Origin of the sequence: Paenibacillus sp. GP183 (assembly GCF_900104695.1) — a bacterium.
In the GTDB taxonomy this organism is placed as follows: Bacteria; Bacillota; Bacilli; order Paenibacillales; family NBRC-103111; genus Paenibacillus_AI.
This window is the reverse complement of the sequence record NZ_FNSW01000001.1, coordinates 1,455,016-1,480,040: the sequence shown is the minus strand read 5'-3', so window position 1 is coordinate 1,480,040 and position 25,025 is coordinate 1,455,016. Positions and strand designations below refer to the sequence as shown.

28 protein-coding genes are annotated in these 25,025 nt (G+C 44.5%); 23 read left to right on the top strand and 5 right to left on the bottom strand.

The genetic code is table 11. The features are described from left to right. Positions 1–5: 5 nt before the first annotated feature. The gene (prli42, locus tag BLV33_RS29230) at positions 6–104 is read right to left on the bottom strand and encodes a stressosome-associated protein Prli42 (RefSeq protein ID WP_171909045.1); all 99 of its coding nucleotides are present in this window, start codon (positions 102–104) and stop codon (positions 6–8) included. A 70-nt stretch (positions 105–174) separates the two neighbouring features. Here prli42 and BLV33_RS07390 point away from each other — a divergent pair, with 70 nt between their 5' ends. Then, positions 175–1,308, top strand: coding sequence for a M20/M25/M40 family metallo-hydrolase (locus tag BLV33_RS07390; protein WP_090789684.1), 1,134 nt, complete (start codon positions 175–177; stop codon positions 1,306–1,308). A 39-nt stretch (positions 1,309–1,347) separates the two neighbouring features. Here BLV33_RS07390 and mciZ read toward each other — a convergent pair whose 3' ends face one another. Continuing rightward, positions 1,348–1,527: a Z-ring formation inhibitor MciZ gene (gene mciZ / locus BLV33_RS07385; RefSeq protein WP_090789682.1), complete on the bottom strand. Its 180-nt coding sequence runs from the start codon at positions 1,525–1,527 to the stop codon at positions 1,348–1,350. A 101-nt stretch (positions 1,528–1,628) separates the two neighbouring features. On the opposite strand from mciZ, the gene BLV33_RS07380 reads away from it, so the two are divergent. From BLV33_RS07380 to BLV33_RS07365, 4 genes are all read left to right on the top strand, one after another. Then, positions 1,629–2,189, top strand: a complete 561-nt coding sequence (locus tag BLV33_RS07380) for an NUDIX domain-containing protein (protein ID WP_090789680.1) — start codon at positions 1,629–1,631, stop codon at positions 2,187–2,189. Beyond that, entirely contained in the window at positions 2,190–3,368 is a 1,179-nt protein-coding gene (locus tag BLV33_RS07375) for an endonuclease Q family protein (RefSeq protein WP_090789677.1), read from the top strand. Positions 3,369–3,503: 135 nt separating this feature from the next. After that, positions 3,504–4,142: a stage II sporulation protein M gene (gene spoIIM, locus BLV33_RS07370; protein ID WP_090789675.1), complete on the top strand. Its 639-nt coding sequence runs from the start codon at positions 3,504–3,506 to the stop codon at positions 4,140–4,142. A 116-nt stretch (positions 4,143–4,258) separates the two neighbouring features. Next, entirely contained in the window at positions 4,259–4,744 is a 486-nt protein-coding gene (locus BLV33_RS07365; RefSeq protein ID WP_090789672.1) for a ferric iron uptake transcriptional regulator, read from the top strand. 177 nt (positions 4,745–4,921) lie between these two features. On the opposite strand, the gene BLV33_RS07360 is transcribed toward BLV33_RS07365, so the two are convergent. Continuing rightward, positions 4,922–5,320, bottom strand: coding sequence for a YflT domain-containing protein (locus BLV33_RS07360; protein WP_090789670.1), 399 nt, complete (start codon positions 5,318–5,320; stop codon positions 4,922–4,924). Positions 5,321–5,792: 472 nt separating this feature from the next. Here BLV33_RS07360 and BLV33_RS07350 point away from each other — a divergent pair, with 472 nt between their 5' ends. The 10 genes from BLV33_RS07350 (at position 5,793) to BLV33_RS07305 (ending at position 15,606) form a co-directional block, all read left to right on the top strand. Further along, a complete protein-coding gene (locus BLV33_RS07350; protein ID WP_090789666.1) occupies positions 5,793–6,944 on the top strand; it encodes a SpoIIE family protein phosphatase in 1,152 nt (383 codons plus the stop codon). A gap of 44 nt (positions 6,945–6,988) precedes the next feature. Continuing rightward, positions 6,989–9,658, top strand: coding sequence for a sensor histidine kinase (locus BLV33_RS07345; RefSeq protein WP_171909044.1), 2,670 nt, complete (start codon positions 6,989–6,991; stop codon positions 9,656–9,658). Beyond that, positions 9,655–10,515: a CheR family methyltransferase gene (locus BLV33_RS07340; protein ID WP_090789662.1), complete on the top strand. Its 861-nt coding sequence runs from the start codon at positions 9,655–9,657 to the stop codon at positions 10,513–10,515. Before BLV33_RS07345 ends, BLV33_RS07340 begins: the two co-directional genes overlap by 4 nt. A gap of 66 nt (positions 10,516–10,581) precedes the next feature. Further along, a complete protein-coding gene (locus BLV33_RS07335) occupies positions 10,582–11,730 on the top strand; it encodes an ATP-binding protein (RefSeq protein WP_253186995.1) in 1,149 nt (382 codons plus the stop codon). 140 nt (positions 11,731–11,870) lie between these two features. Beyond that, positions 11,871–13,094 (top strand): glucose-1-phosphate adenylyltransferase, encoded by a 1,224-nt coding sequence (locus tag BLV33_RS07330; RefSeq protein WP_290439045.1) that lies wholly within the window; start codon positions 11,871–11,873, stop codon positions 13,092–13,094. Between the two features lie 13 nt (positions 13,095–13,107). Continuing rightward, complete coding sequence (locus BLV33_RS07325) at positions 13,108–13,461, top strand: YflT domain-containing protein (protein WP_090789656.1); 354 nt, start codon at positions 13,108–13,110, stop codon at positions 13,459–13,461. A 126-nt stretch (positions 13,462–13,587) separates the two neighbouring features. Further along, positions 13,588–14,016: a DUF948 domain-containing protein gene (locus BLV33_RS07320; protein WP_090789654.1), complete on the top strand. Its 429-nt coding sequence runs from the start codon at positions 13,588–13,590 to the stop codon at positions 14,014–14,016. A 21-nt stretch (positions 14,017–14,037) separates the two neighbouring features. After that, positions 14,038–14,352 carry an STAS domain-containing protein gene (locus tag BLV33_RS07315; protein WP_090789652.1) on the top strand — a complete coding sequence of 105 codons (315 nt, stop codon included), beginning with the start codon at positions 14,038–14,040 and terminating at the stop codon, positions 14,350–14,352. Between the two features lie 25 nt (positions 14,353–14,377). After that, a complete protein-coding gene (gene rsbW / locus BLV33_RS07310) occupies positions 14,378–14,824 on the top strand; it encodes an anti-sigma B factor RsbW (protein ID WP_090789650.1) in 447 nt (148 codons plus the stop codon). After that, positions 14,821–15,606, top strand: a complete 786-nt coding sequence (locus BLV33_RS07305) for a sigma-70 family RNA polymerase sigma factor (protein ID WP_090789648.1) — start codon at positions 14,821–14,823, stop codon at positions 15,604–15,606. The genes rsbW and BLV33_RS07305 overlap by 4 nt, the downstream gene beginning before the upstream one ends. A 264-nt stretch (positions 15,607–15,870) precedes the next feature. Here the strand turns inward: BLV33_RS07305 and BLV33_RS07300 are convergent, their stop codons facing one another. Both BLV33_RS07300 and BLV33_RS07295 read right to left on the bottom strand, forming a co-directional pair. Continuing rightward, entirely contained in the window at positions 15,871–16,257 is a 387-nt protein-coding gene (locus BLV33_RS07300) for a YtxH domain-containing protein (RefSeq protein ID WP_171909043.1), read from the bottom strand. Positions 16,258–16,298: 41 nt separating this feature from the next. Beyond that, positions 16,299–16,559: a GlsB/YeaQ/YmgE family stress response membrane protein gene (locus tag BLV33_RS07295; RefSeq protein WP_090789644.1), complete on the bottom strand. Its 261-nt coding sequence runs from the start codon at positions 16,557–16,559 to the stop codon at positions 16,299–16,301. 140 nt (positions 16,560–16,699) lie between these two features. Here BLV33_RS07295 and BLV33_RS07290 point away from each other — a divergent pair, with 140 nt between their 5' ends. The 8 genes from BLV33_RS07290 (at position 16,700) to BLV33_RS07255 (ending at position 24,863) form a co-directional block, all read left to right on the top strand. After that, positions 16,700–16,933, top strand: coding sequence for a DUF4227 family protein (locus BLV33_RS07290; RefSeq protein WP_090789642.1), 234 nt, complete (start codon positions 16,700–16,702; stop codon positions 16,931–16,933). Positions 16,934–17,010: 77 nt separating this feature from the next. Then, complete coding sequence (gene xerD / locus BLV33_RS07285) at positions 17,011–17,907, top strand: site-specific tyrosine recombinase XerD (RefSeq protein ID WP_090789640.1); 897 nt, start codon at positions 17,011–17,013, stop codon at positions 17,905–17,907. A 120-nt stretch (positions 17,908–18,027) separates the two neighbouring features. Beyond that, complete coding sequence (locus BLV33_RS07280; RefSeq protein WP_090789638.1) at positions 18,028–20,814, top strand: CHASE3 domain-containing protein; 2,787 nt, start codon at positions 18,028–18,030, stop codon at positions 20,812–20,814. 48 nt (positions 20,815–20,862) lie between these two features. After that, complete coding sequence (gene deoB / locus BLV33_RS07275) at positions 20,863–22,038, top strand: phosphopentomutase (RefSeq protein ID WP_090789637.1); 1,176 nt, start codon at positions 20,863–20,865, stop codon at positions 22,036–22,038. Between the two features lie 99 nt (positions 22,039–22,137). Beyond that, positions 22,138–22,956 (top strand): purine-nucleoside phosphorylase, encoded by an 819-nt coding sequence (locus tag BLV33_RS07270; RefSeq protein ID WP_090789635.1) that lies wholly within the window; start codon positions 22,138–22,140, stop codon positions 22,954–22,956. A 15-nt stretch (positions 22,957–22,971) separates the two neighbouring features. After that, entirely contained in the window at positions 22,972–23,829 is an 858-nt protein-coding gene (locus BLV33_RS07265; protein ID WP_090789633.1) for a purine-nucleoside phosphorylase, read from the top strand. A 61-nt stretch (positions 23,830–23,890) separates the two neighbouring features. After that, positions 23,891–24,307 carry a hypothetical protein gene (locus BLV33_RS07260; protein WP_090789631.1) on the top strand — a complete coding sequence of 139 codons (417 nt, stop codon included), beginning with the start codon at positions 23,891–23,893 and terminating at the stop codon, positions 24,305–24,307. Positions 24,308–24,476: 169 nt separating this feature from the next. After that, positions 24,477–24,863, top strand: a complete 387-nt coding sequence (locus BLV33_RS07255; protein ID WP_090789629.1) for a cupredoxin domain-containing protein — start codon at positions 24,477–24,479, stop codon at positions 24,861–24,863. Positions 24,864–25,025: the final 162 nt, after the last annotated feature.

Below are 25,025 nucleotides of genomic sequence, written 5' to 3'. Positions count from 1 at the left end.
TAGATTTACATGAATAAGCTGAACGTGAACAGAAGGCTGGACAGGACAATGGATATCAGCATCACGTAGATCACTATTTTGAACCAAAGCTTATTGGGGTTCATGAGATTCACTCCTTTTTGAATAGCATGTCTAATCATATTGTAACTCATAGCGAGTATTGGAGGAAAGTGCATGGTTGAGCAAAATCGTTTGGTTCAGGAATTTATTTCCCTGGTTCAGGTTGACAGCGAATCAAAATTCGAAACAGAAATCAGCAAGGTGCTCACACAGAAATTTAGTGAATTGGGATTAAAGGTGGAAGAGGATGATTCGGCGTCAAAAATCGGCCATGGAGCAGGCAATCTGATTTGCACCTTGGATGCTACGGATAACAGCTCGTTCATTCCTGAGCTTTTATTTACATCGCATATGGATACAGTGGCGCCGGGCAAAGCGATTAAGCCGCAAATCGGCGATGACGGTTACATACGAAGCGATGGTACGACCATACTGGGCAGTGACGACAAAGCTGGAATTGCAGTCATGTTCGAAGCCATTCGTATATTGAAGGAGCAGAACATTCCGCACGGACAGATCCAATTTATAATTACGGTCGGAGAGGAAGTAGGCTTAAAAGGCTCTCGGTCGATGGATCCCAAATGGATCACAGCCCAATACGGATTTGCGCTTGATTCCAATGGTAGCATCGGTGATATAGCTACAGCAGCACCCGGCCGCGCCGAAATTGCCATAACTTTTCAGGGGAAATCCGCTCACGCAGGTGTGAATCCCGAAGATGGCATCAGTGCGATTCAGGTGGCGAGCAAGGCTGTTTCCAAGATGACGCTGGGCCGCATTGACAGTGAAACTACAGCGAATATCGGCAGCTTCTCCGGAATAGGGCCGCTCAACGTGGTGTGTGATAAGGTGACACTGGAAGCGGAAGCGCGCAGTATTGTCCAGCCCAAGCTGGAAAAGCAGATCGAATCGATGCGCCAAGCTTGCGAAACGGCTGCCAAGGAAGCGGGAACTACTTGCGAGTTTAATTCTGAGATTGTATACGTTTCTTACATGCATGATGATTCATCTCCTGTAGTTCAACTTGCTTCCCGTGCGATGAAGACGATGGGATTGACCTCCAGGACCTTCCATTCAGGCGGCGGCAGCGATGCCAATATCTTTAATGGCTTGGGTGTTCCTACTGTCAATCTGGCTGTCGGCTATAATGAAATTCACACGACCAAAGAAAATATTGCCATCAGTGATCTGGTCAAAACAGCTGAGCTGGTAGTAGCTATCATTAAGGAGTCTACAAAGGGCCTGTGATTTGAAAATGATTTAAAAAGGTATTTCACACACCGAATTTCAGGTGCGGAATACCTTTTTTACTTTTCTATTGGCTGTCGAATAGGCCAGCTGATGGGTCAAAAACTCAGTGAGCTTGAGTTCTTCATGGGATTTTTGCGCTGCTTGATTCAGATAGCGCTTGATTTCCCATACCTTGCCGACCAATCTGATCTGCTGCTCTGCAGTACAGCTTTTCATACGCGCATTCCTCATTCTTGAATTTATTTTTGATATAATGAACGTTATGCAAGAATTGGACATGTTATGCATGTTCACAAATCCAAAGGGAGGCAAGCCGAATGAACCCGATCTCCAATTCCAAATTTGAAGAGGTTACTTTAAGCTCCGAGTCGATTTTCAAAGGAAAAGTCATATCCCTTCAGGTTGATCAAGTCAGGCTCCCCAATGGAAAGACGGCGTCAAGAGAAATCATCAGGCATCCGGGAGCCGTAGCCGTGCTTGCGTTGTTAAACGATACTATGATCGTAGTTGAGCAGTATCGTAAGGCGCTTGAACGTAATCAGGTGGAAATTCCAGCAGGAAAATTGGATCCGGGAGAGCTTCCGCTTGATGCTGCGCTTCGAGAATTGGAAGAGGAGACAGGTTACCGCTCCGACTCCATTAGATTGATTTCCTCCTTTGCAACTTCTCCCGGCTTTGCCGACGAAATTATTCACTTGTATGTAGCCGAAAACCTGACAAAAGGTGAAGTTCATTTGGATGAGGATGAGTTTTTGGATTGCGAAGCCCTTACACTTGAACAGGCCAAGGCCTATATTCGCGATCAGCGGATCAGTGATGCCAAAACGATCCTGGCTGTTTACGCTTGGGAAGTATACCGGCTCACCGGAAAGATCTAGATGGAGTCCTATTATGTAGATCTGCATGTTCATATCGGCCGCACGGAAAAAGGAAATCCCGTGAAAATCAGCGGCTCCAAGCACTTGACTTTTTTCAACATTGCTCATGAGGCATCCGAGCGAAAAGGTATGGACTTGATCGGTATTATCGATTGCCATTCGCCAACCGTTCAAGATGAAATCCTGCATTACTTGAATCTGGGGGATATGGAGGAAATGGAAGGCGGCGGGATTCAGTACCATCAAACGACCATCCTGCTTGGCAGCGAAATCGAGGTTCGGGATCCGGATATGGGGCCAGCGCACCTGCTGGTTTATTTGCCCGACCTCCAAACGATGCAGGACTTTACGAGCTGGATGCGCAAGCATATGAAAAATGTGGAGCTTAGCTCACAGCGGATTTATGTACCGGCTCGCATCCTGCAGGAGGAGGTTGTCGGGAGGGGTGGAATTCTGATCCCCGCTCATATTTTTACACCGCATAAAAGTGTGTACGGCAGCGCGACAAGCCGCATGGAGAACCTGCTGGATATGAGCAAGATCGCAGCAGTAGAGCTGGGCCTCAGCGCTGACTCCGCCATGGCCGGTACGATCTCCGAGCTGGATCGATACACGTTTGTGACCAATTCAGACGCTCATTCATTAGCAAAAATCGGCAGGGAATATAATCGTATGGCGATGCAAAAGGCCAATTTCACGGAGCTCACCAAAGCGCTCGCTCACCAGGACGGCCGATCGGTCCTGGCCAACTACGGCTTGAACCCGCGGCTTGGCAAATACCATAGAACGTATTGCGTTCAGTGCGAATCGATTTTGGATGAATCGGCTATGGCTGTAGAACGCTGTTTATTCTGCGGCGGCAAGAGGATCGTGCGAGGGGTAATGGAGCGTGTCCAGTCTTTATCTGACAGGGATGAGCCTTATTTTCCCAGCTATCGCCCCCCTTATCATTTTCAGGTTCCGCTCGAATTCATTCCAGGGCTGGGCCGTAAAAAAATTGACCTGCTGCTTGCCCGATTCGGCACGGAGATGAATATACTCCATAAGGTAATCTTGGAGGATCTTGCAGACGTCATCGGGTTGGAATCTGCTGGTTATATTGTACAGGCCAGAGAGGATACACTGGTGCTGGAAGTGGGCGGCGGCGGACGCTATGGAAAGGTCCAACGTCACGAATGATTCATTTGAAGGCAGGCCATCACCCTCTTAACAATCTATCAAGTTCGCAATTTTTAATGGAATGTGATTCATAGATTCACTTTTTTCGGCATATGCTTATTTTGTAGGATGCATGTGCTGGAAAGGGGCTTCATGATGAACGGAAACCAAACAATGAAACAATTTATGAAAGAGAATGTATCTTTATTTGTATTTGTGTCTGTGCTGTTTGTCATAGGTGTCGTCTTTGGAGCGGTTATGGTTAACGCCTTGTCCCTGGAGCAAAAACAGGAGATGTCACGTCATCTCGGCAGCTTTTTTCAAGAAGTAAACGGGGGAATGGAAGTCGACAAAGGCCTTTCGTTTCAGCAATCCTTCGGGATGCATATGAAATGGATTTTACTGATTTGGCTTTTTGGTCTCTCGATTATCGGATTGCCGCTCATTCTTATTCTTGATTTTCTAAAAGGTGTGCTGATTGGCTTTACCGTGGGGTATTTAATCGGACAGCTTTCCTGGAAAGGGATGCTCTTTGCCTTTGTTTCTGTAGCACCGCAAAATCTGATCATTATACCCTCTCTGCTGATCTGCAGTGTTTCGGCTGTTGCCTTCTCCATTTATATGATCAAAAATCGGTTTATTCAGCGCAAGGGTAGCATGTATCAACCTTTTATGAGATATACCTCAATCACCCTGCTGATGGGTGTCTTGCTGCTGGGTGCGGCAGTGTGGGAAGGGTACTTTTCGCTTGGTTTAATCAAATGGGTAACCCCAATGTTAAATGGACTTTATTAAAGAATTCCAGCGTATTGCTCGCTAGATCCATGTTTGACTTTGCCAGCTTGCTCACCCTATAATGAGAAAGTGGTGCTTACTAACAAAAGCCGTAAGCCCTCATGAGGGGGAGGAGTATGGAAGCACGAATCGAAAAGATTAAGCAGGCGCTGCAATCCCAAGGGTTTAAGCTGACCCCTCAAAGGGAAGCAACGGTGCGGGTTTTGCTCGAGAACGAAGAGGATCATCTCAGCGCGGAAGACGTGTTTATGCTCGTTAAGGATAAGGCTCCCGAGATTGGCCTCGCTACAGTATACAGAACCCTCGAACTGTTAAGCGAGCTGCATGTCCTGGAGAAAATGAATTTTGGCGATGGCGTAGCCCGTTATGACTTGCGCAATGACAGTACTCATCATCATCATCATCATTTGATATGTGTTCAATGCGGTTCCGTCGATGAAATTATGGAAGATTGGCTGACTCCATTGGAAGTAAGGCTGGACGAAGAGTATCATTTTCAAGTACTCGACCATCGCCTCGATTTTCAAGGTATTTGCCATCGCTGCAATGGAAGAGGCAAGCCGGCAGCGCTAGATAGATCGAAAACTCATGCTCCTACCTGAGATGGCTGTCATACTAGGATAAACGATTGCATCATCCTATTTGACGAGTGTTTATCAAGATTTATGCGATGCATATAAGTTTAAAAACATATACTTTTCTTATCAACGAAGAAAGGGGCTGTCCGGAGTAGATTGTTATCTACAATGTGGACAGCCCCTTCGTATTATCAGGAGTAGTTAGTTATAACCAAGCGGCGGGTTACGATAATCGGAAGGAGCCATCTGAGCGGCTAGGTAAACCTGAGATTCCGGTCTTGGCTTGGCAACAATTAAAATCCCACCGAATTCAAGTGCTTGTTCATATTGCTCGGCTTCATGCTGCGTCATTCCGAGAGCTTCCATTTCATCCAGAAGCCGCTGACCTTGACTGCGAAGGAGCTTGGTTAACGCAGATGTCATTCCTTCATCTGCTAAAGCTGGATGCTGGGCTCCCGTGATCTCGACTAATTCATCTACCAATTGTTCATCCGAAGCCAAAATATACATTTGACTTAATGGGAACCCTTCATGTTGAAGGCTGTAGATGTGCCGCAGCGCCTGTTCTTGATCATTGACGAGCATCATTCTGCTTTCCATTTTGATTCCTCCTCAGAGTTTTGCTTTAGCAAAACTGGCTTCGTAAGCATAATCTTAGAGTTTTGCTTTAGCAAAACTGGCTTCGTAAGCATAATCTTAGAGTTTTGCTTTAGCAAAAATGGCTTCGTAAGCATAATCTTAGAGTTTTGCATTAGCAAAACTGAATTCGTTAGCGTAATCTCAGATAGCATCATAAGCGAATTCTCAATTAATTTGGTTAATGTTTAATACCCGCTTCACACACTCTATGAAACAAGCCATTATGCAAAAGATTCAAGAGCCATCGGATATGGTTACATATTTAAAGAAGTATAGTTATGAGATAAACCTCTATCGAGGTCTTTTCGAAGATGAGCGACCGCGTTTAAAGGTAGGTTTATTCGCCAATAAGAAAGTCGATTTCGGAGAGCCGAAATGTTATATTTTCTTATGTGGTAATTAATAGCAAAGGGGCCAAAAAGGTGACTGAAACATGCATATATTAATCGTAGACGACAACCCGGTAAATCTCATTGTAATCGAGAAAATTTTAAAAAGTGCAGGCTATATGGAATATACAGCTATGACCTCGTCTAAAGAGCTGTTCGATTATCTAGATATGGATAGGGCGCCTGCTTTTGAAGCTAAGAATAAAAATCCCGTCGATTTAATTCTTATGGATATAATGATGCCCGTCATGGATGGGATAGAATCCTGCCGAATCATTCAAAAGGATGAGCGTTTACGTGACATCCCCATTATTATGGTAACCGCATTAGGTGATTCGCTGAAGCTTGCAGAAGCTTTGGAAGCAGGAGCTATTGATTATGTCATCAAACCGATAAATAAAATTGAGCTTATCGCACGCATTCGGGTTGCTTTAAGGCTCAAGTATGAAAAAGATTGGCACAAAGAAAATGAAAAGCGGATTCGTCATGAGCTGGAGCTTGCCAAACAGGTTCAAGGCAATGTGCTTAGCCCCCCGCTTCGGGACGAGCATCTCGATATAAAAGCGGTATACCATCCATCTTCCGAGCTCGCGGGAGACTATTATGCATGGTACCGGATCGATAATCACCGATATGGTGTCATCATTCTGGATATTATGGGTCATGGCATTTCCTCGTCCCTGGTTTGTATGTTTATCTCTTCCGTCATGCAGGATACCATAAATCGTTATGTTTCTCCGGAAATCGTTATAGCCGAACTAAATCGATATATGAATCAATTAAACAGCCGAGGTCAATCCATCAGCTATTATTTCACTGCCATTTATTTATTGATTGATGTGGAGCTAAAGACCATTGAATATGTGAATGCGGGTCATCCGCCGGGCTTGCTGATAGAGAATGGACAGTTGATCTCTCTGCTTGACCAAGGCACCTGCGCAATAGGTTTTTTTGAGCAGGCGGAAATTAATAGAGGAACTGTTTCATTTCAGGAATCGGTAGAAATTGTGCTGTATACGGACGGGCTGCTTGAAGCCATCGATGATTCGGAGAATGATCCGCTGGATACTTTATCGGATGCTTTAAAAAACTATACGGGTCAGGAACTCGCTTCTGTCATCGATCATTTGCTTCCTCCCGAGCTGCTGGAAATACAAACGGATGATATATGTTTGGTAAGGGTTACGGTTTCCTAAATTGTAGGAGATACATGAGTGCTTCGCGAAAGGATGGAGCTAACATGAAAATGAGGACGAAGCTATTTATTGGCTTCGGTGTTCTGCTGCTGCTGATGTTTGCATTGGCGGGAATCGGGTTAAACCGAATGACCAGCATTGATCGAAGCTTGGATGATATGTACAAAAATCAATATGAAAAATTAAGGTTGATTTCCTTACTCAAGACGGATGTCTACAATTTAGGGAAGAACACATCCAATTTGCTGTTAAGCAAAGATAAAGACAGCCAGATAAAAAATGAAGAAGCGATACAAGCTGCGAACTCTAAGCTGAATGTCACAATGGAACAGGTAAATAATGCCTATACCACTGAAGCAGAGAAGCAGATTGCCAATGATATTCTGGATAAATCACGAAAATATATAAGCCTGCAGGGTCAGATCAAACAGCTAGTTGTCAATGGTAACATGGATGCGGCGATTGCTTTAAGAGGTGCCCAAGGAACTGAACTTCAGGATGACGTAATGACTTCCGCAAATAATATGACTCGATTTCAAGAAAACGCTATGAATTCAGCCTTGAAAAATGCCAAAATGAAAAATTCGGAGACTGTCGCTTATACAGGACTTCTAACGCTGATTGGTCTCTTTTTAGGCGGAGGCGTGATGTTCTGGATTCTGGTTGGTTTAACCAAAGGGCTTCATATGATGACCGGGATGATCCGAAATATAGAAACGTCCGGCAGCTCTAGTTCCCAAAGGATACATATTGCTTCCAATGATGAGTTTGGCGACCTGGTGAGAGTGTTTAACGAAATGACATTGGTCATTGAGGAAAAGTCAGAGAGCGAGAGGGCTCTGGGTAAGCTAAGCAGCGATCAGGCCTGGTTAAAAACAAATTTGGCGCATATGTCCACCATGCTTCAGGGACTACAGGATTTGAGCGGATTTGCTTTCTCCTTTATTGGTGAAGTATGCCGAATGACCGAATCGAGCTATGGTGCTTTTTATGTCAAAAAGGAGCTGCAGGGTCAAAAGTATCTTCAACTCTATTCAACGTACGCCCGCAGCAGCAACGATCAAATTACGTCAAATGCGAAGCTGGAATTTGGACAAGGGCTTCCAGGGCAATGTGCGCAGGATAAAAAAGCGATTTTTCTGAAAGAAATTCCGCCCGATTACGTCAAGGTTAGTTCTGCATTTGGGCAAATTGCACCTTTATCGATCTTGATACAACCGATTCTGTTCGAGGATGAAATCGTTGCTGTTTATGAAATTGCTTCGCTGAAAACATATACGGAGCTGCATTTGGAATTAGCGGAGCAGCTATCTGAAAGTATGGGAATTTTACTGAATAACATTCGCGGCCGAATGAAGGTCGAGGAGCTGCTGCGCATCTCACAAAACCTCACTCAAGAGCTGCAAAACCAATCCGAGGAATTATTGACGCACCAAAACGAACTTCGAGGCTCCTACGATAAAATGGAGCGTCAAGCTCAGGAGCTGTCGGTAGCTTCAAAGTATAAATCCGAATTTTTAGCCAACATGTCTCATGAGCTGAGAACACCGCTGAACAGTATGCTGATCCTGTCTCAGCTGCTTGCTGACAATAAAGAAGGGAACTTGACGGAAAAACAGATTGAGTATGCGGAAACTGTTCATAGCTCGGGGCAAGAGCTGCTGAATTTGATTGATGATGTGCTGGATTTATCGAAGATTGAGTCAGGAAGATTGGACCTGCAGCGTGACACCGTCATGATTCTTGAAATAAATCAATCGCTTCGCCGCGTTTTCTTGCCTCTTGCCGAACGAAAAGGATTGAATTTGAACATTCGTATCGATGAAGACGCGCCAGAGCAAATATTTACAGATCGCCAAAGATTGATGCAAATTCTCAAAAATTTGCTGTCCAACGCTATAAAATTTACCAGTCATGGAGAGGTCAAGCTGGAAATTTATCGTGATCGATTTCAATCTTCCATGGTCGCTTTTGCCGTCGAAGACACAGGAATCGGAATTTCTGCGGACAAGCATGAGATGATTTTTGAGGCATTCCGCCAAGCGGATGGCACAACGGGCCGCAAATATGGAGGCACCGGATTGGGGCTGTCCATCAGTCGGGAATTCGCAACGCTGCTGGGAGGCGAAATTCAGCTGCAAAGCAGTGTTGGCGAAGGCAGCAGGTTTACCTTACTGCTTCCCGAGCTCAGCTCGGATTTCCAATCTGAAGTTCTTAAGCAAGTAGCTACGAGCCATGAAAGCGCGATGCTGAAACAAACCTCACCGCCGATTCCAGTCCAATGGGGAGAACCTTCTCGGAAAATTTCAATGGATCTTACCGGGAAGAAACTGCTCCTTGTGGTTGATATCCGGAATTTATATTCCTTATCGAATTTGCTGGAAAGCAATGGTATGAAGGTCGTTCATGCGGAGAACGGGATTGGCGCCATCGAAACGCTGAAGAGCGATCCGGCCATTGACCTGGTTATTATGGACGTGATGATGCCGGAAATGGATGGGTATCAAGCGATGCGCAATATTCGGGAAATGACCCAATTTCAAAAGCTGCCCATCATCGCTCTTACCGCCAAGGTGATGAAAGAAGATAAAGAAAAATGCATCCAGGCCGGTGCATCGGATTATTTGACAAAGCCCGTGCAAGTTGATCAATTAATGTCTATAATAAATTTGTGGCTTTTTAACCATTCTGAAGAAGGGAGTGCGAAGGGATGAGTTCTGAAATCGAAGATTCAATTCAGACTTCCGCGGCCGACACGGAGCTTGAATCTTTGGAAATTTCATTGCTGCTTGAAGGAATCTATCGACTTTACGGTTATGACTACCGAAATTATAATTCCCCTTCCATTCGACGGCGCATTCTTCACCGAATGAACGCAGAAAATCTGAATACGATCTCTGAGCTGCAGAATAAAGTTCTTCATGATCGCAACTATTTAAAGAGACTGCTCTCGGATTTGGTCATTTCGGTAACGGAAATGTTTCGCGATCCAGAGATGTTTGCTGTTTTTCGAACTGAAGTCGTCCCCTGGCTGCGCACATTGCCATCCATTCGGATCTGGCATGCCGGCTGCGCCACGGGTGAGGAAGCTTATTCTACAGCTATTCTGCTGCACGAGGAAGGCTTGTATGATAAAGCTCGGATCTACGCAACCGATATCCATGAGGAAGCTCTCGCGGCTGCAGAATCAGCAACCTACCATCTGAAGAATATGCAGCTTTATACTCGGAATTATCAACAGGCTGGCGGAAAGAATGCTTTTTCCCAATATTATCAAGCTGATAAGGATCATGCCGTCTTTCACGATTTCCTCAAAGAGAACATCGTATTTGCCGAGCACAATCTGGTAACGGATGGTTCATTTAATGAATTTCACGTTATTTTTTGCCGGAATGTTCTGATCTATTTTAATCATGATTTGCAGGAAAGAGTATATCAATTGATTTACAACAGCTTAAGTTTAAATGGTTTTCTGGCTTTGGGCCAAAATGAATCCGTCGCTTTTAGCAGGCAGCAGGTAAGTTATGTTCCAGTTCACCCGGCGATAAAAATATTTAAGAAGACGAAGTAACCACTTGCTTGTATCCCAAGATGAAATGAGGCGTTTAAACTGGCAGGGAATGAATCCGTCGACATATTGCTGGTTGACGATCAACCGGAAAATTTACTTGCTCTGGAATCCGTTCTGGATGACAGCGGGTACAATCTAGTTAAAGCCCATTCTGGAGTTGAGGCACTTAGATGCTTGCTCAAACGGGATATCGCGGTGATCGTGTTGGATGTCCAGATGCCTGGCATGGACGGCTTTGAGACAGCGCAATGGATCAAGTCGAGAGAGAAGACGAAAGCGATTCCGATTATTTTTATAACCGCCTCCACACGGGAAGAAGAATTTGCCTTTACGGCCTACTCGGTTGGCGCTATTGACTTTATGGTCAAGCCATTTTCACCTCAAATCCTGAGGAGTAAAATAGAAGGCTTTGTACAAATGCACAAGGTGCAAACTAAATTGCTTGAGCAAACGGATATTCTTAATGAGCAAACCCGCGAAATGCAGAAAGCCAAAGAAACTGCTGAATCTGCCGCGAAGGCCAAGTCCGAATTTTTGGCCATGATGAGCCATGAGATTCGCACCCCCATGAACGGGGTGATTGCGATGGCGGACTTATTGCTGGAAACCGAGCTCACCGAGGATCAGAAGGATTACGCCGAAACGATTCACAAAAGCGGAAATGCCCTGCTTCTGATTATCAATGATATTTTGGATCTTTCCAAAATGGAATCAGGCAAGATGGAGCTGGTGGAAGAGCCGTTTGATTTAAGCCTCTGCATAGCTGAAACCTTGGATTTATTCAACGTCGACTGCCGCAAGAAATCGATTGAGCTTACACAAACTCTGGATGAAGCCATTCCCGATCAATTGTTTGGCGATGTGACCCGGATAAGGCAAATTCTCATCAATTTGGTGGGAAATGCAGTGAAGTTTACTGACAGTGGACGGATTGATGTCAACGCGCGCATTAAAACATCCTATGATAACAGTTTGGAGATAGAATTCTCTGTTTGTGATACGGGGATTGGCATAGATGAAGAATCCATAGGCTCCTTATTTCGGCCTTTCTCTCAGGTAGATTCTTCCATGACAAGGAAATATGGAGGCACCGGACTGGGACTGGCTATCTGTAAAAGCTTGGTAGAATTGATGAACGGAACCATAGGTGTCAGAAGGAATGAAGGACCGGGAACCACCTTTGTTTTCAGCGTTTTATTATATAAATCTCTTTAAAAAAAGTCCTCGAAAGAGGCTTTTTTATTTTCAAATTTTGCTAGAATCGTGATTCAAAATGAGTTTGAGAGTTTATACATATAGTACAGCCCATGCCAAGTATGATGTTATAAACTAAATATATAAAGTGAGGGATGCATGTGAATGTAGTTAAAGACAAAGAATGCATTGCAATGTTGCTTGCCGGTGGAGAAGGAACCCGTTTACATCCATTAACCTTGCATACGGCAAAGCCTGCTGTACATTTTGGTGGATCCTATAGAATGATTGATTTTGCGCTCAGTAATTGTCTGAATTCCGGTATATCCAATGTTGGTGTTGTCACTCAATATAAGCCAGAAGCGCTTTTTAACCATATTGGGGAAGGACAATCCTGGTTAAACTCTGATCAGGACGGAGAAATTGCCCTGCTTCATCCAGGAAATGGCGAGGTATATGCCGGTACAGCTGACGCTGTATTTCAAAACAGATTTTATATCAATAGACACCAACCGGAATATGTAATTATTCTATCCGGTGACCATATATATCGCATGGATTACAATTCAATGCTCGAAGAGCACAAGCGTACCAAAGCAGATGTTACCGTTGCGGTGGCCCCGGTTAATTGGGACGAAGCGCATCGTTTTGGTATTTTAAGTACCGATGAAATCGGGAGAATCACTAAATTTACGGAAAAACCAGCAAAACCAGAAAGCAACTTGGCTTCAATGGGTATTTATATTTTCAATTGGAAGTTTTTAGAGTCTTTCTTGATTAAGGATAATGGCAACAGCAGCTCCAGCCATGATTTTGGCAAGGATGTGCTCCCGGCCATCATTAACTTTGGCGCCAATATTTTCGCATACTCGTTCAAGGGGTATTGGAGAGATGTTGGAACTATTCAAAGCTTATGGGAAGCCAATATGGACATGCTCCACGATCCTGAGCTTTTGCCATGGATGAATGAGGATACACAAGTGGTTAGCACCTGCACGGACATGACTCCCCAATTTATTCAAACAGGATTACGCGTAAGGCGATCCATTGTCTGTGAGGATTGCACCATTTTCGGCAAAGTTGAACGATCCATTATTTCATTTGGCGTTCAAATTGGTGAAGGCAGCCTGATTGAAGATAGTGTCATTATGCCAGGCGTCATTATCGGTAAAAATACGGTTGTCAAAAATGCCATTATTGGCGAAGGCACCTATGTAGGCGATGGAGTCATGATCAAAGGTACCGGCCGTAATGATATTGCCGTAATCGGTGAAAGAGAGACGGTTTTAATAAGATCCGAAAGACTGACCAAGCCTGTTTTTTCTAAGTACTGGATGAAATGGATCAGCACGCCGCTATCGGATTTCAGATCCCAGTCTAATTAAAGGAGCTGTCCAAATGAGCTATTCTATTGTAGTAGCTGATCGGGAAAGTGATGTGAAAAAGGCGATTCTGCAGTTTCTGGAAGCCGGCTTTCGGCCTTTCCAAATTCATGTGCTCGCTTATGATAATGACAAGAACAAAGAACTGCTTACCCAGCAATGCGTGAGCCGAATAGGAATGGCTACACAAGCTATGAATCAAACACAATCGGATTTATTCCGCTCCAAGGGCAGCGACCTTCGCAAGAAGATGTTGTCCTTTGGCTGGTCGGAAACAGCCGTTGATTATTATGAGAAAGAAATTGCAAGCGGTCGTATTGTTGTGGCCGTGTCTCATGAAGAATTGATAGGTTTGGAATCAATTGGGTAATTGTGAAAGGGAGTAAGTTAAGTTCACTGTTTTGCAGTGGGCTTTTTTTTACATTTATGTTGACGAGGTGTTTCAACTGTTTCACAATGGGGTAAGTAAACAAAAAGCAAGTAAAGGAGAGGTTGAATGGTCTATCAAATCAGTGTTGCGGCAATTGCTATTGCTTTTGTCGTGTTAGTTGTGTATTTAATCAAGACTTTGAAATCTCTCACTGTACTATTTGAGAATACCAGCCAAACGCTGAGCAGAGTAGAACAGCAAGTAGGGGCCATTACTTCTGACAGCACTGAATTGATTCAGCATGCTAAGGAAATAGTTGTGGATGTTCAGGATAAGATAAAGAAGCTGGACTCCGCGTTCTCATCGCTCAAGCAATCTGGTGAAGCGGCAAAAGAAGTGACTTCATCCGTAAGACAGGTATCCAGCGCGGTAGCACAGCTTATTCATTCCAGGAGAAAGCCGGAGCCGGCTACATGGGTCGATCATTTGACTGAAATGATTAAAACCGTCCCCGTGCTTCTGGATGTTTGGCATAAGATAAAGAAATCACGTTAAAAATTTATGGAGGACTGTCCAATGATTGAACCAAAATTCCAACTAAACAAAGAAATTACCGAACTTAGCAACACATTGTACCTAAAAGGTGAGTTGGACTTATCCCAGGCAGCGGAAATGCGATCAGCGATTGATCCGTTAGTTGCAGAAACTAATAAAGCACTTATTCTTAATCTGCAGGATCTCAGTTATATTGACAGTACTGGCATTGGGGTCATTGTATCGATCTTAAAAGCAAGAGATGTTCTGAAAGCGCCTTTCCATGTTGTAGCTACTCCCCCTAAAATCCAGCGTCTGTTTGATATTACAGGATTAACACCATTCTTGTCAGCCTAAATCAGAGAGAGGAAAGAAGCCACATATGAAACTCCCTAATCGACCTGTTACCTTGACTCTGCCAGCTGAAGCGGAATATTTGGATCTAGTCCGGTTTACGCTTTATGGTATCGCTACACGTCTTGGTTTTTCTTATGAAGAGACGGAGGACATGAAGGTAGCAGTCTCAGAGGCATGTAACAATGCGGTCATTCATGCTTATGAGCCCGGCAATTCGGGCTTGATTGAAATTCGATTCGAGCCTTCCGTAGAGGAACTGCGGATTATTGTGAAGGATGAAGGCCATAGCTTCGATATCAATAAACTTAAAAGTTCAACTTCCATGCACGATAGAACTTTAGATGATACACAAGTTGGGGGACTAGGACTTTATTTGATGCAAGCGCTCATGGATGAAGTGGAGGTGAAGGTAAACGGAGGAACTGAAGTTAAACTCATCAAAAAGTTGGTGAAAAGCGAGGAAATGGTATGAGTATAGACTCCGGACCACGCGAAATGCCATCCATTTATGAGCTGATTCTGGAATATCAGAAAACCGAGTCTAATGAAATCGCTACGACCTTATTGCTGAAATATGAGCCTATGGTGAAAATGGCAGCAGGAAAGATTGCCAGAAGCCGGCCAGATTTATATGAAGATTTGGTACAAGTCAGTTCAATGTCCCTGCTTCGTCTCTTTAAGCAATATGATGTAACCTTGGGCGTGCAATTTGAGCCCTATATGATGAAAAGCATCATTGGTCATATGAAAAACTTTTTGCGTGATAAATCTTGGTACATTCAAGTGCCGCGGCGCATCAAGGAAAAAGGTTTTCAAATTCAAAATGCCATCGACAATCTCACAGCCAAGCTGGAGCGTTCCCCCAGGGTGGATGAAATTGCGGCAGAAGTAGGCCTGACCGAAGAGGAAACGATTGAAATTTTGGCCGGGCGCGAATGCTACCACTATGTCTCTTTGGATACTCCTTTGTCTGAGGAAGAAAACGGAGCGACGATCGGGGATATCCTGGCCACCTCTTCCGATGAATATCAAAGAGTGGACAGCCGCCTCGATTTACAGGAAGCTTTGAGCGTGATCAAAGATGAAGAAAGGCAAGTGCTCGAGCTGGCCTATGTTCATGGCCATTCACAAAGAGCCATTGCCGAGGAGTTGAATGTCTCTCAAATGAGCGTGTCTCGGATACAGAGAAGAGCTCTTGATAAGCTGCGGGCTTATTTCGCGGAGCGGGGGCAGACTCCTGACTTTTTTAAGTGACATTGTTTACCCCCTCAATCCCCCTAAAAGGGGGACTCCAGGGGTAACGTCCCCTGGACGACTATTAGGTCTGGATAGGGTGCGAAGGTAGAGGAGTTTAGGTAAGATGGTGCTTTGAGCGCTTTAGCCAAAGGGATCATGTTTGCTTACGCAAACATGGTCCCTTTGGCACGCTTTACGATGGTGCGAATAAATGGACATATAATTAAAGCCAACCCCTGGTTATCTTTTCAGATAATCAGGGGTTGGCTTTATTTGCAACGATTAAATGTTGGATTTATCCTTGTCATTGTCTTCTTCGTTAGATGGTTTAGACTCGGATAATACATCTTCCGACAAAGAGGTTTGCAATTGCTCGGCTGATTTGGAATTTCTGATTTGTTCCATAAGTCTAGCGGATGATTCCATGGCTTCACCATATAGAGCCTGTGCTTTTTCCAGAAGGTCTGCTGTTTCTTCTACAGCTTCTTCAGATCTCTTAAGCGCTCTTCTCAGCAGACGCTCGCCTTTTTCCTGCAGGTCCTGCGCCGTGTTGTAAACGTCGCTTCTAAGCTCACGACCGGATTTTGGAGCAAGCAGAAGGGCGGCAATGGCGCCGGCAGCGCCTCCTATAATGGCAGCGACCAGAACTCCATTGTTATCTTTTGACATAGAATTCAACCCCTTTTAAAGTTAATACACTTTATTATACACTAATAAGCGGATCTTCTCATCAATCTTGAAAGAAGTCCCGATATAAACACTATGAGGATAGAACCAGTTGCCGCGGGAATTATTGCAAAGTTGGCAATATGAGGTCCCCATGATCCTAATAGTAAGTAACTTATCCAAAAACCAATGAATCCGGTAAGGATGGAACCTATGATGCCTCCGGCAAAACTGCTTCCGATGATAGTATACCCGATCGCTCCGATCACAACAGCTAAAATGATGGAAATGATCAAAAAAATCACAAAGACCTCCTCTTCGCCAATAATCATACTTATAATACGTAACCAAATATTGATGCTGTTGAAACAATAAAACATTAATAAAATGCGGCATACCTGTAAAATTACAAACATATCCTGTCCATAAGAACGGGGGGCTTGCCATGATCTTCTTTCATCATAAATGGTTGGCGCGGCTGCGCTTTGTGATTTTATTTTGCACGCTGACCTTTTTGATTTATCAGTTTTTGCTGATGTTGTCGAATTGGTCGGTACCTAGCGATAAATATAAACCTCCTAGCGGAAAAGCGACTAAAGTTTTTCATCACCATACGGTCTTGTCTGAAACTGGAACGATGGCGGATAGGCTTCGTTTGTTTTATTGGTACGGGGAATGATCGAATATTAAAGGAGATTCTGGAACTTTGTGGAATGTTGACAGACAGATTCACAGGAAATGAAGGAGCATGCAGCAATGGTTAAGGATGTACAAATTTTTATCCAATATTTAAAAGTAGAACGCGGGCTGTCCCGAAATACGCTGGAGTCTTACGAGCGGGATCTTGCTCAGTACGTTCACTTTATTCAGCAGCAAGGTGTAACGGTTTGGAGAGAAACGGGCAAAACGCAGATTATGGCCTACATGAATGAATTAAAAAAAATCGGCCGGGCAGCAGCAACCTTATCCAGGACAATGGTTTCACTTCGTGCTTTTTACCAATTTTTGCTGAAGGAACGGCTGGTAGATACAGTTCCATCTCTAAGCATGGAAGCGCCAAAGCTGGAGAAAAAGCTTCCAAGTGTCCTCTCGATCGAGGAAATCGATACTTTGCTGGACGCGCCGGCAACAGGCCAAGTCAATGGCTCGCGAGATAAAGCTATGCTGGAGCTGCTTTATGCAACCGGGATTCGTGTAACGGAGCTGATCTCACTTAATTTGGATGATGTCAATTTGCAAATGGGTTATATCCGCTGTGTCGGTAAAGCAGGCAAGGAGAGAATGATTCCGATTGGTTCCATGTGTGCTCGTAGCTTGGAGGCTTATATAAAGGGAATGCGATCCAAGCTCATGAAGCAATCCGAGACGCTGGAGGCTTTGTTCATCGGACATTTGGGAACGCGAATGACAAGACAGGGCTTTTGGAAAATTATTAAGCGTTATGCCAAAGAAACCCGCCTCATGAAACCAATTACTCCCCATACCCTTAGACATTCCTTTGCGGCCCATTTGCTCGAAAACGGCGCTGACTTGAGATCCGTACAAGAGATGCTGGGCCATGCGGATATATCGACCACACAAATTTATGCACAAGTCACCAAGTCCAAGATGAAGGAAGTGTACAATAGAACCCACCCCAGGGCGAATATGTGATCGATGGTTCTCTTTCAAATAGAGAACCGTTTTTTCATTGAACACGGCATAACTGGAGCTAAACCTCACACTATGTTACTATTAAATATAGAATCTATCATCTAATTAGGGGTTTAAGAGATGTTTTCTAATAAACGATTTAATATAAGCGGAAAAATCATCCTTGGTTACGTGTTTGTGATTCTGTGCCTAAGCTTGGCTGTTTTTGGTGTGTCCGGAAGAATTAATGAGCTGCAAAAAGAGATAGATTTCATAGCGAAACATGATATAGAAGCTCTAAATCTGGCTAATCAAATAGAGAAGCATGTATTGAATTTGCAAAGCGGTCAGCGAGGCTATATTCTTACAGGGAATACGAGCTATTTAGACTTATATACGAGTGAAAACTTACTTTGGCTGGCCGATTATAACAAGCTTCATGAATTATTGTCGGATAGTCCCGTACAGCAAAAGAATCTGGAAGCCATTAAACCAATCATCACAGACTGGATTCAAAAGGCTGCAGAACCGGCCATTTTGTTGAAAAAAGAAAACAAGGAACAAGAACTGCAAAATTTCGTTAAAATGGATCCGGGTAAAGGTTATATCGATCAAATACGAGATCAATTTGATGCTTTGCGCAGTATGGAAACACAAATGACCGCAACTCGTTCAGCTGCGCTGGATGATAGGAATAAGCAAATAAAAACCGATCTTTTGTTTTATTTCTTGTTGATATCGGCTCTTGCCATAGTTATCGGTTTGCTGGTTTCCGGTTCTATCAGCAAAACGATCAAGCAAACCATTCGTGCAATTAAGGAAATAACCCATTCCAATAATGGGCAAAAGGTTAGCCGCATCGAAATCAAAACGAATGATGAAGTCCATGATCTCGCTCTTTCCATGAATGAATTGTTGGACATCCATGAACAATATATGTGGTATCAAACAAGTGTTTCCGAGCTGGCCGTTATTTCTAACGGAATAAACGATGTGAATCAACTGGCCCAACTTTTTATAAATAAATTAGCTGTTATGGTCGGTGCGTCATATGGGGTATTTTATCTGCGAGTAGATAAAGGTGAGCAGCAAAGGCTGGTCAAAGTAGCAGCTTTTGCTGCCTATGGAACAGAAAAAGGCATGGCCGGGTTTAATTTGGGTGAGGGTTTGGTAGGCCAAGCTGCACTGGAAAACCGTATTGTTTATCTGGACTCCGTTCCCGATGATTTTATAAAAATAACTTCAGGCTTGGGGCAATCTTCACCCAAGACCATTCTTGTGGCTCCTATCTCGTCTGAAGGCAGAGTAGAAGCTGTCATAGAGCTTGCTTCTTTAAATAACTATACGATCATGCAGCGAAGCTTGATAGAGAGTGCCATTGGCAACTTCGGAGTCGTGCTTGATAATGTCATAGGGCGCATGGAAGTGGAAAGACTGCTGAAGGAATCGCAAGCTCAATCCGAAGAGCTGCAGTCCTTAACTGAAGAGCTTCAGGCGCAAACCGAGGAACTGCAAGCGCAGCAAGAAGAGCTGCGTGTCAATAATGAGCAGTTGGAGGAACAGAACGAATCCTCGCTTCAGAGAACAATTGAATTGGAAAAAGCCAAAAAAGATCTGGAAAAATTGGCCATGGATTTGCAGAGAAGCTCAGCCTACAAGTCGGAATTTTTGGCTAATATGTCCCATGAGCTTCGCACACCTTTAAATAGCGTGATCATCCTGTCGCAAATGCTGCAAGAAAATAAAAACGGTACACTGAACCCGGAAGAAGCAGAGTATGCCCGTGTCATTACAGCTGCTGGCAATGATTTGCTGTCGCTCATCGATGATATTTTGGATTTGTCCAAAGTGGAAGCCGGCAAAATTGAAATTATGGTCGATGAGGTCAAGCTCATGGAGCTGCCGCAGCTCATGCATAGTCATTTCCGACCTGTAGCCGAGAAAAAAGGGGTTCAGTTCGAGGTTGAGATCGGCAAGGATATCCCGAATCGATTATTTACGGATGGCCGCAGATTGCAGCAAATCCTCAGAAATTTATTGACTAATGCTTTTAAATTTACGGAAAAAGGGTCTGTGACTTTGAAGATCCAAAAAGCGGATAGCCATATAGTCACCAAACATTTTCAGTCACATACCGAAGACTCGATATTGGCCATTTCTGTTGTCGACACTGGAGTTGGCATTCCCAGAGATAAGCAAGAATTGATCTTCGATGCGTTCCAGCAGGCTGATGGTACGACAAACCGCCGTTATGGCGGTACGGGGCTGGGACTTTCCATTTGCCGTGAGTTCACCAAGTTGTTAGGCGGTGTGATTTTTTTGGAGAGCGAAGAAAATAAAGGAAGTACGTTCACTGTATTTGTGCCCTCGATGAGAAGAAGTCAAGAACAGCAAACGGTAACAGCTCAGGTTGAGGTGGCGGCAGCTCTTACCAGTACAAATTCAAGCTTGATCCAATCAACTGCCAACACAGTCCAATTGACAGACAGGACTAAGGAAGATAAGGAAGGTTTTGAATTTACTAAGATAGAAACGAATTCTGAGAATACCTTGTTCAAAAATAAACGGGTTCTGCTCGTCGATGATGATATCCGAAATGTGTTTGCTCTAACGATCTCCTTAGAGAATGAAGGCATGATTGTGAAAGTGGCCAACAACGGAAGCGAAAGTCTGGAAATTCTGCGAGAGGAAGAGCGTTTTGATCTTGTGCTCATGGATATCATGATGCCCATAATGGATGGTTACGAGGCGATGCAGGCCATTCGCAGCAATCCTGCTCACGCAGAGCTTCCGATTATCGCCTTAACGGCTAAAGCCATGAAAAATGACCGCGAGAAATGCCTGGAATTCGGAGCATCCGATTACATCAGCAAGCCGCTGCAGATTGATCAGCTATTTTCATTGATGCGGGTATGGTTAACCCGTTAATTGAAATGATAAAAAGAATGATTTAGCCAAAATAGGTGGAGGTATCCCATGCGTTTTAAGCGAATTTGTTTAATTGTTTTGGACAGTGTCGGCATCGGAGAGCTGCCTGACGCTGTCCATTTTGGCGATATTGGCTCCCATACTCTGGGGCATATTGCCGAGCATTCCCGCGGCTTATCGCTGCCGAATCTGCAAAAGCTGGGTTTAGGAAACATAGCTGATCTGAAGGGTATTCCACCAGAGTCAAATCCGCATGCCTATTATGGTAAAATGGCGGAAGTCTCGGTTGGCAAAGACACGATGACTGGCCATTGGGAGCTGATGGGATTAAAGGTGGAGATTCCATTCAATGTGTATCCGGATGGGTTTCCGGATGTATTGATCAAGCAATTCGAGCAACAAACAGGCCGTAAGGTGATTGGCAACAAACCGGCTTCAGGAACTGAGATTTTGGATGAGCTGGGTGAAGAACAGATGAAGACGGGGGCATGGATTGTTTATACTTCCGCAGACAGCGTCTTTCAGCTCGCCGCGCATGAAGAAATCATCCCCCTTGAGGAGCTTTACGTGGCGTGCGAGATTGCAAGAAAGCTTACTCTGGAAGGTGAGGTTGTTGTGGGCAGGGTGATTGCCCGTCCATACGTTGGCGAGCCGGGGGCGTTTACCCGAACATCGAATCGTCGTGATTATGCGGTAAAGCCCCCGGCACCAACAGTGATGAATCATTTAAAGGATGCTGGACAACAGGTTATTGCTATCGGTAAAATAGAAGATATTTTTGATGGGGAAGGGGTAACGAAGGCATTACATACCAAAAGCAACCTCGATGGTATACAAAAGACGATTGAAGTGCTGGATACTTCCTTCAAGGGGCTCGTCTTTACGAATTTAGTTGATTTTGATTCCCTTTACGGCCATCGGCGTGATCCGGTAGGATACGGTAAAGCACTGGAGGAATTTGATGCGCTTCTGCCAAGGATCATGGCTGGTACCGGTCCGGATGACCTGCTTGTTTTGACGGCCGATCATGGCAATGATCCTGTACATGCCGGAACGGATCATACGAGAGAGTATGTGCCCATTCTGCTCTTCAGTCCAGGTTTGACGATGCCTGACTCGATCGGTGTACGTGCTACATTTGCAGATTTGGGTGCTACCATAGCCGATAATTTTGATCTGCCGTCTACAGGCAATGGAGCCAGCTTTTTAGAAAGATTGCAATAATGATGCAAAATCAAGATCAGCTTACGATAAAAAACAAATCTCAAGATGATGCTTACGAAGAAAGTTTTGCTAAAGCAAAACTCTAAGGAGGAATAAAAAATGTCCGAACAATCCAAAATTGATGAAGCTGCAGCATTTATTCGCGGTGAAATAGACTTGCGGCCGGAGATAGGCTTAATTCTGGGATCCGGTCTTGGAGTACTGGCTGACCTGATTGAGAAACCCATCGTCATCGATTATTCGAAGATCCCTCATTTCCCGGTTTCTACCGTGGAAGGCCATGCCGGGGAGCTTGTCGTTGGCACCATTCAGAATAAACAAGTTCTGATCATGAAGGGGCGCTTTCATGCTTATGAGGGCTATGCCGCCCAAACCGTTTCTTTTCCGGTTAGAGTTATGAAAGAGCTGGGCATACATACATTGATGGTGACCAATGCGGCAGGTGGTGTAAACACTTCCTATGAGGTCGGAGATTTAATGGTGATCAAGGATCATCTGAATTTGACGTATCGGAATCCCTTAATCGGCCCCAACGACAATCAGCTAGGCGTTCGATTTCCCGATATGTCGGAGGCTTACAGCCGCCGCTTGCGTAAGCTTGCCCATGATGTAGCCGCAAGCCAAAACTTCAGCCTTCGTGAAGGGGTTTATGCGGGTTTGCTCGGACCATCGTATGAGACTCCGGCAGAAATTCGGATGCTAAGGATTATGGGTGCGGACGCTGTCGGTATGTCGACGGTACCCGAAGTGATTATTGCCAGACACGCCGGCATGGAAGTACTTGGCTTCTCCTGTATCTCTAACATGGCAGCAGGCATATTGGATCAACCGCTGTCTCATGCGGAAGTCATGGTAACAACGGAGAAGGTAAAACCGAAATTTCTAAAGCTGGTGTTAGGGATTATTGAAGCTCTATAGGTGAAGGAGGCCAACATGGAAAAGACATACATAGAACAAATTAAAGAAGCAGCAGCATATATCAGAAATCGCTTAGGAGACAAGGAGCCCGTAATTGGCCTAGTGCTGGGATCTGGTTTGGGCGATATGGCGAATCAAGTAGAGCAGCCCACAGCGATAGATTACCATGATGTACCCCATTTTCCGGTATCGACTGTTGAGGGGCATGAAGGCCGTTTTGTTGCAGGCTCGCTGGAAGGCAAGCAAGTCATCGTTATGCAGGGGCGCTTTCATTATTATGAAGGTTATTCAATGAAAAAAGTCGTTTTTCCGGTTTATGTCATGAAGGAGCTGGGTATAAAGACAGTCGTTATGACGAATGCGGCAGGGGGAATGAACCGTTCCTTCGCAGCCGGAGATCTGATGCTGATCAGCGATCATCTGAATATGACCGGAGATAATCCTTTGATCGGACCTAATCATAGTGAGCTGGGCGTCCGCTTTCCGGACATGTCAGAAGCCTACAACCGCGAATACAGGGCACTCGCCATAAAACTCGCTGAGGAGATTCAAGTTGAGCCTAATGAACCTTTGCGCCTTCAACAGGGAGTTTACGCGGGTATTACAGGTCCAGCCTATTTGACGCCTTCCGAGTTAACGATGCTTGCACGTGTTGGCGGGGATGCCATCGGCATGTCCACAGTGGGTGAAGTCATTGCCGCAAGACACGCTGGACTTCAAGTCCTGGGCATTTCCTGCATTACCGATATGGCTATTGGCGAAGAGCTTGAACCTCTCACACATGAACAGGTCGTAGCTGTAGCCAATCGAACCAAGCCGAAATTCATCTCTTTGGTCAGAGCTTTTGTGCGTGAAGTGAAAATTGACCTATGAAGCCATTGCATTCCATGTTACAATATAGTCAATTCGGACTAGAACAAGGAAGTGAAGGAATTTGGCGAATCCGCAATTTGAAGTGGTCAACTGTCCTCGTTGCAATAAAATTTTTCAGAAAAGCAATCGCAGCCAATGCCCGGACTGCACGCGTGAACTGGATGCGGCTTTAATTCGATGTATGGATTTTTTACGCAGAAACCATAAAGCGGATGAGGAACAAATCGTGCAAGAGACCGGAGTCCCTGCTGAATTCATTAAGGCATGGATTAAAGACGGCAGGCTGCTGGTCAGCGATTATCCCAATTTAAATTATCCTTGCAGCTCTTGCGGTAAACCGATTCGTAAAAACAAAATGTGCACGAATTGCCTAACGAAATTTACCGATGATGTGAATAAGTTGAATGAAAGACAAGCAGCTCGGCCGCAAATTGAAGGCGGTTTTCAAATTCGCGATAGATTTGGACGTAATTCGTGAATAATTAGGGTATGCTAGAATCATCCTCCCAAGCGGAGGTTATTTTTTGTCCATCATCACGTTCACATTCTTGTCACAAAACCTTCAAGGTTTTGCCATGCCAAGCATTTGGCTATTTGGGAATAGTTTTGTAAAATAGATGGAGTGAACACAAATTGGGGGGATATGTATGCAAAAGTGGATTTTCTTTGTGTTATTTATCGGAGCAGCCGTGTTAGGAATCGGTGTTCTTTTCCAGGATATTTCCAAGCACGCGGCTGAAGATGCAGCGGCAAAAGCGGATGCCGGCAAATCCCTGAAAATTATTGCTTCGAATTGGCAATTCGACAAGCCTGAATATACGGTGGCTAAAGGCGATACATTGAAAGTTTCGCTAACGCTTAAAGAAGGCGTGCATGCCGTTGATATTACGGGACAAGGACTTGATGTGAAGCTTACTAAGGATGCACCTATGCAGGAAGTGAAATTTGATAAGCCGGGAACCTATGAAATCCATTGTGTTCTGCCTTGTGGTCAGGGCCATGCCAATATGATGTCCAAGATCATTGTTTCATGATAAAATAAAGTACCAAAGGGGGCTCATTCCGGGGCCCTTTTTCAGTTGATAAGAAAGTATAAGTTTTTCTAAACTTATCTTGCTTCGCATCAACCTTGACAAACGCGTTCGTGATTTAGGACGGCGTAGCCGTTTATCCTTGAATGATTCAGAAAGTATATC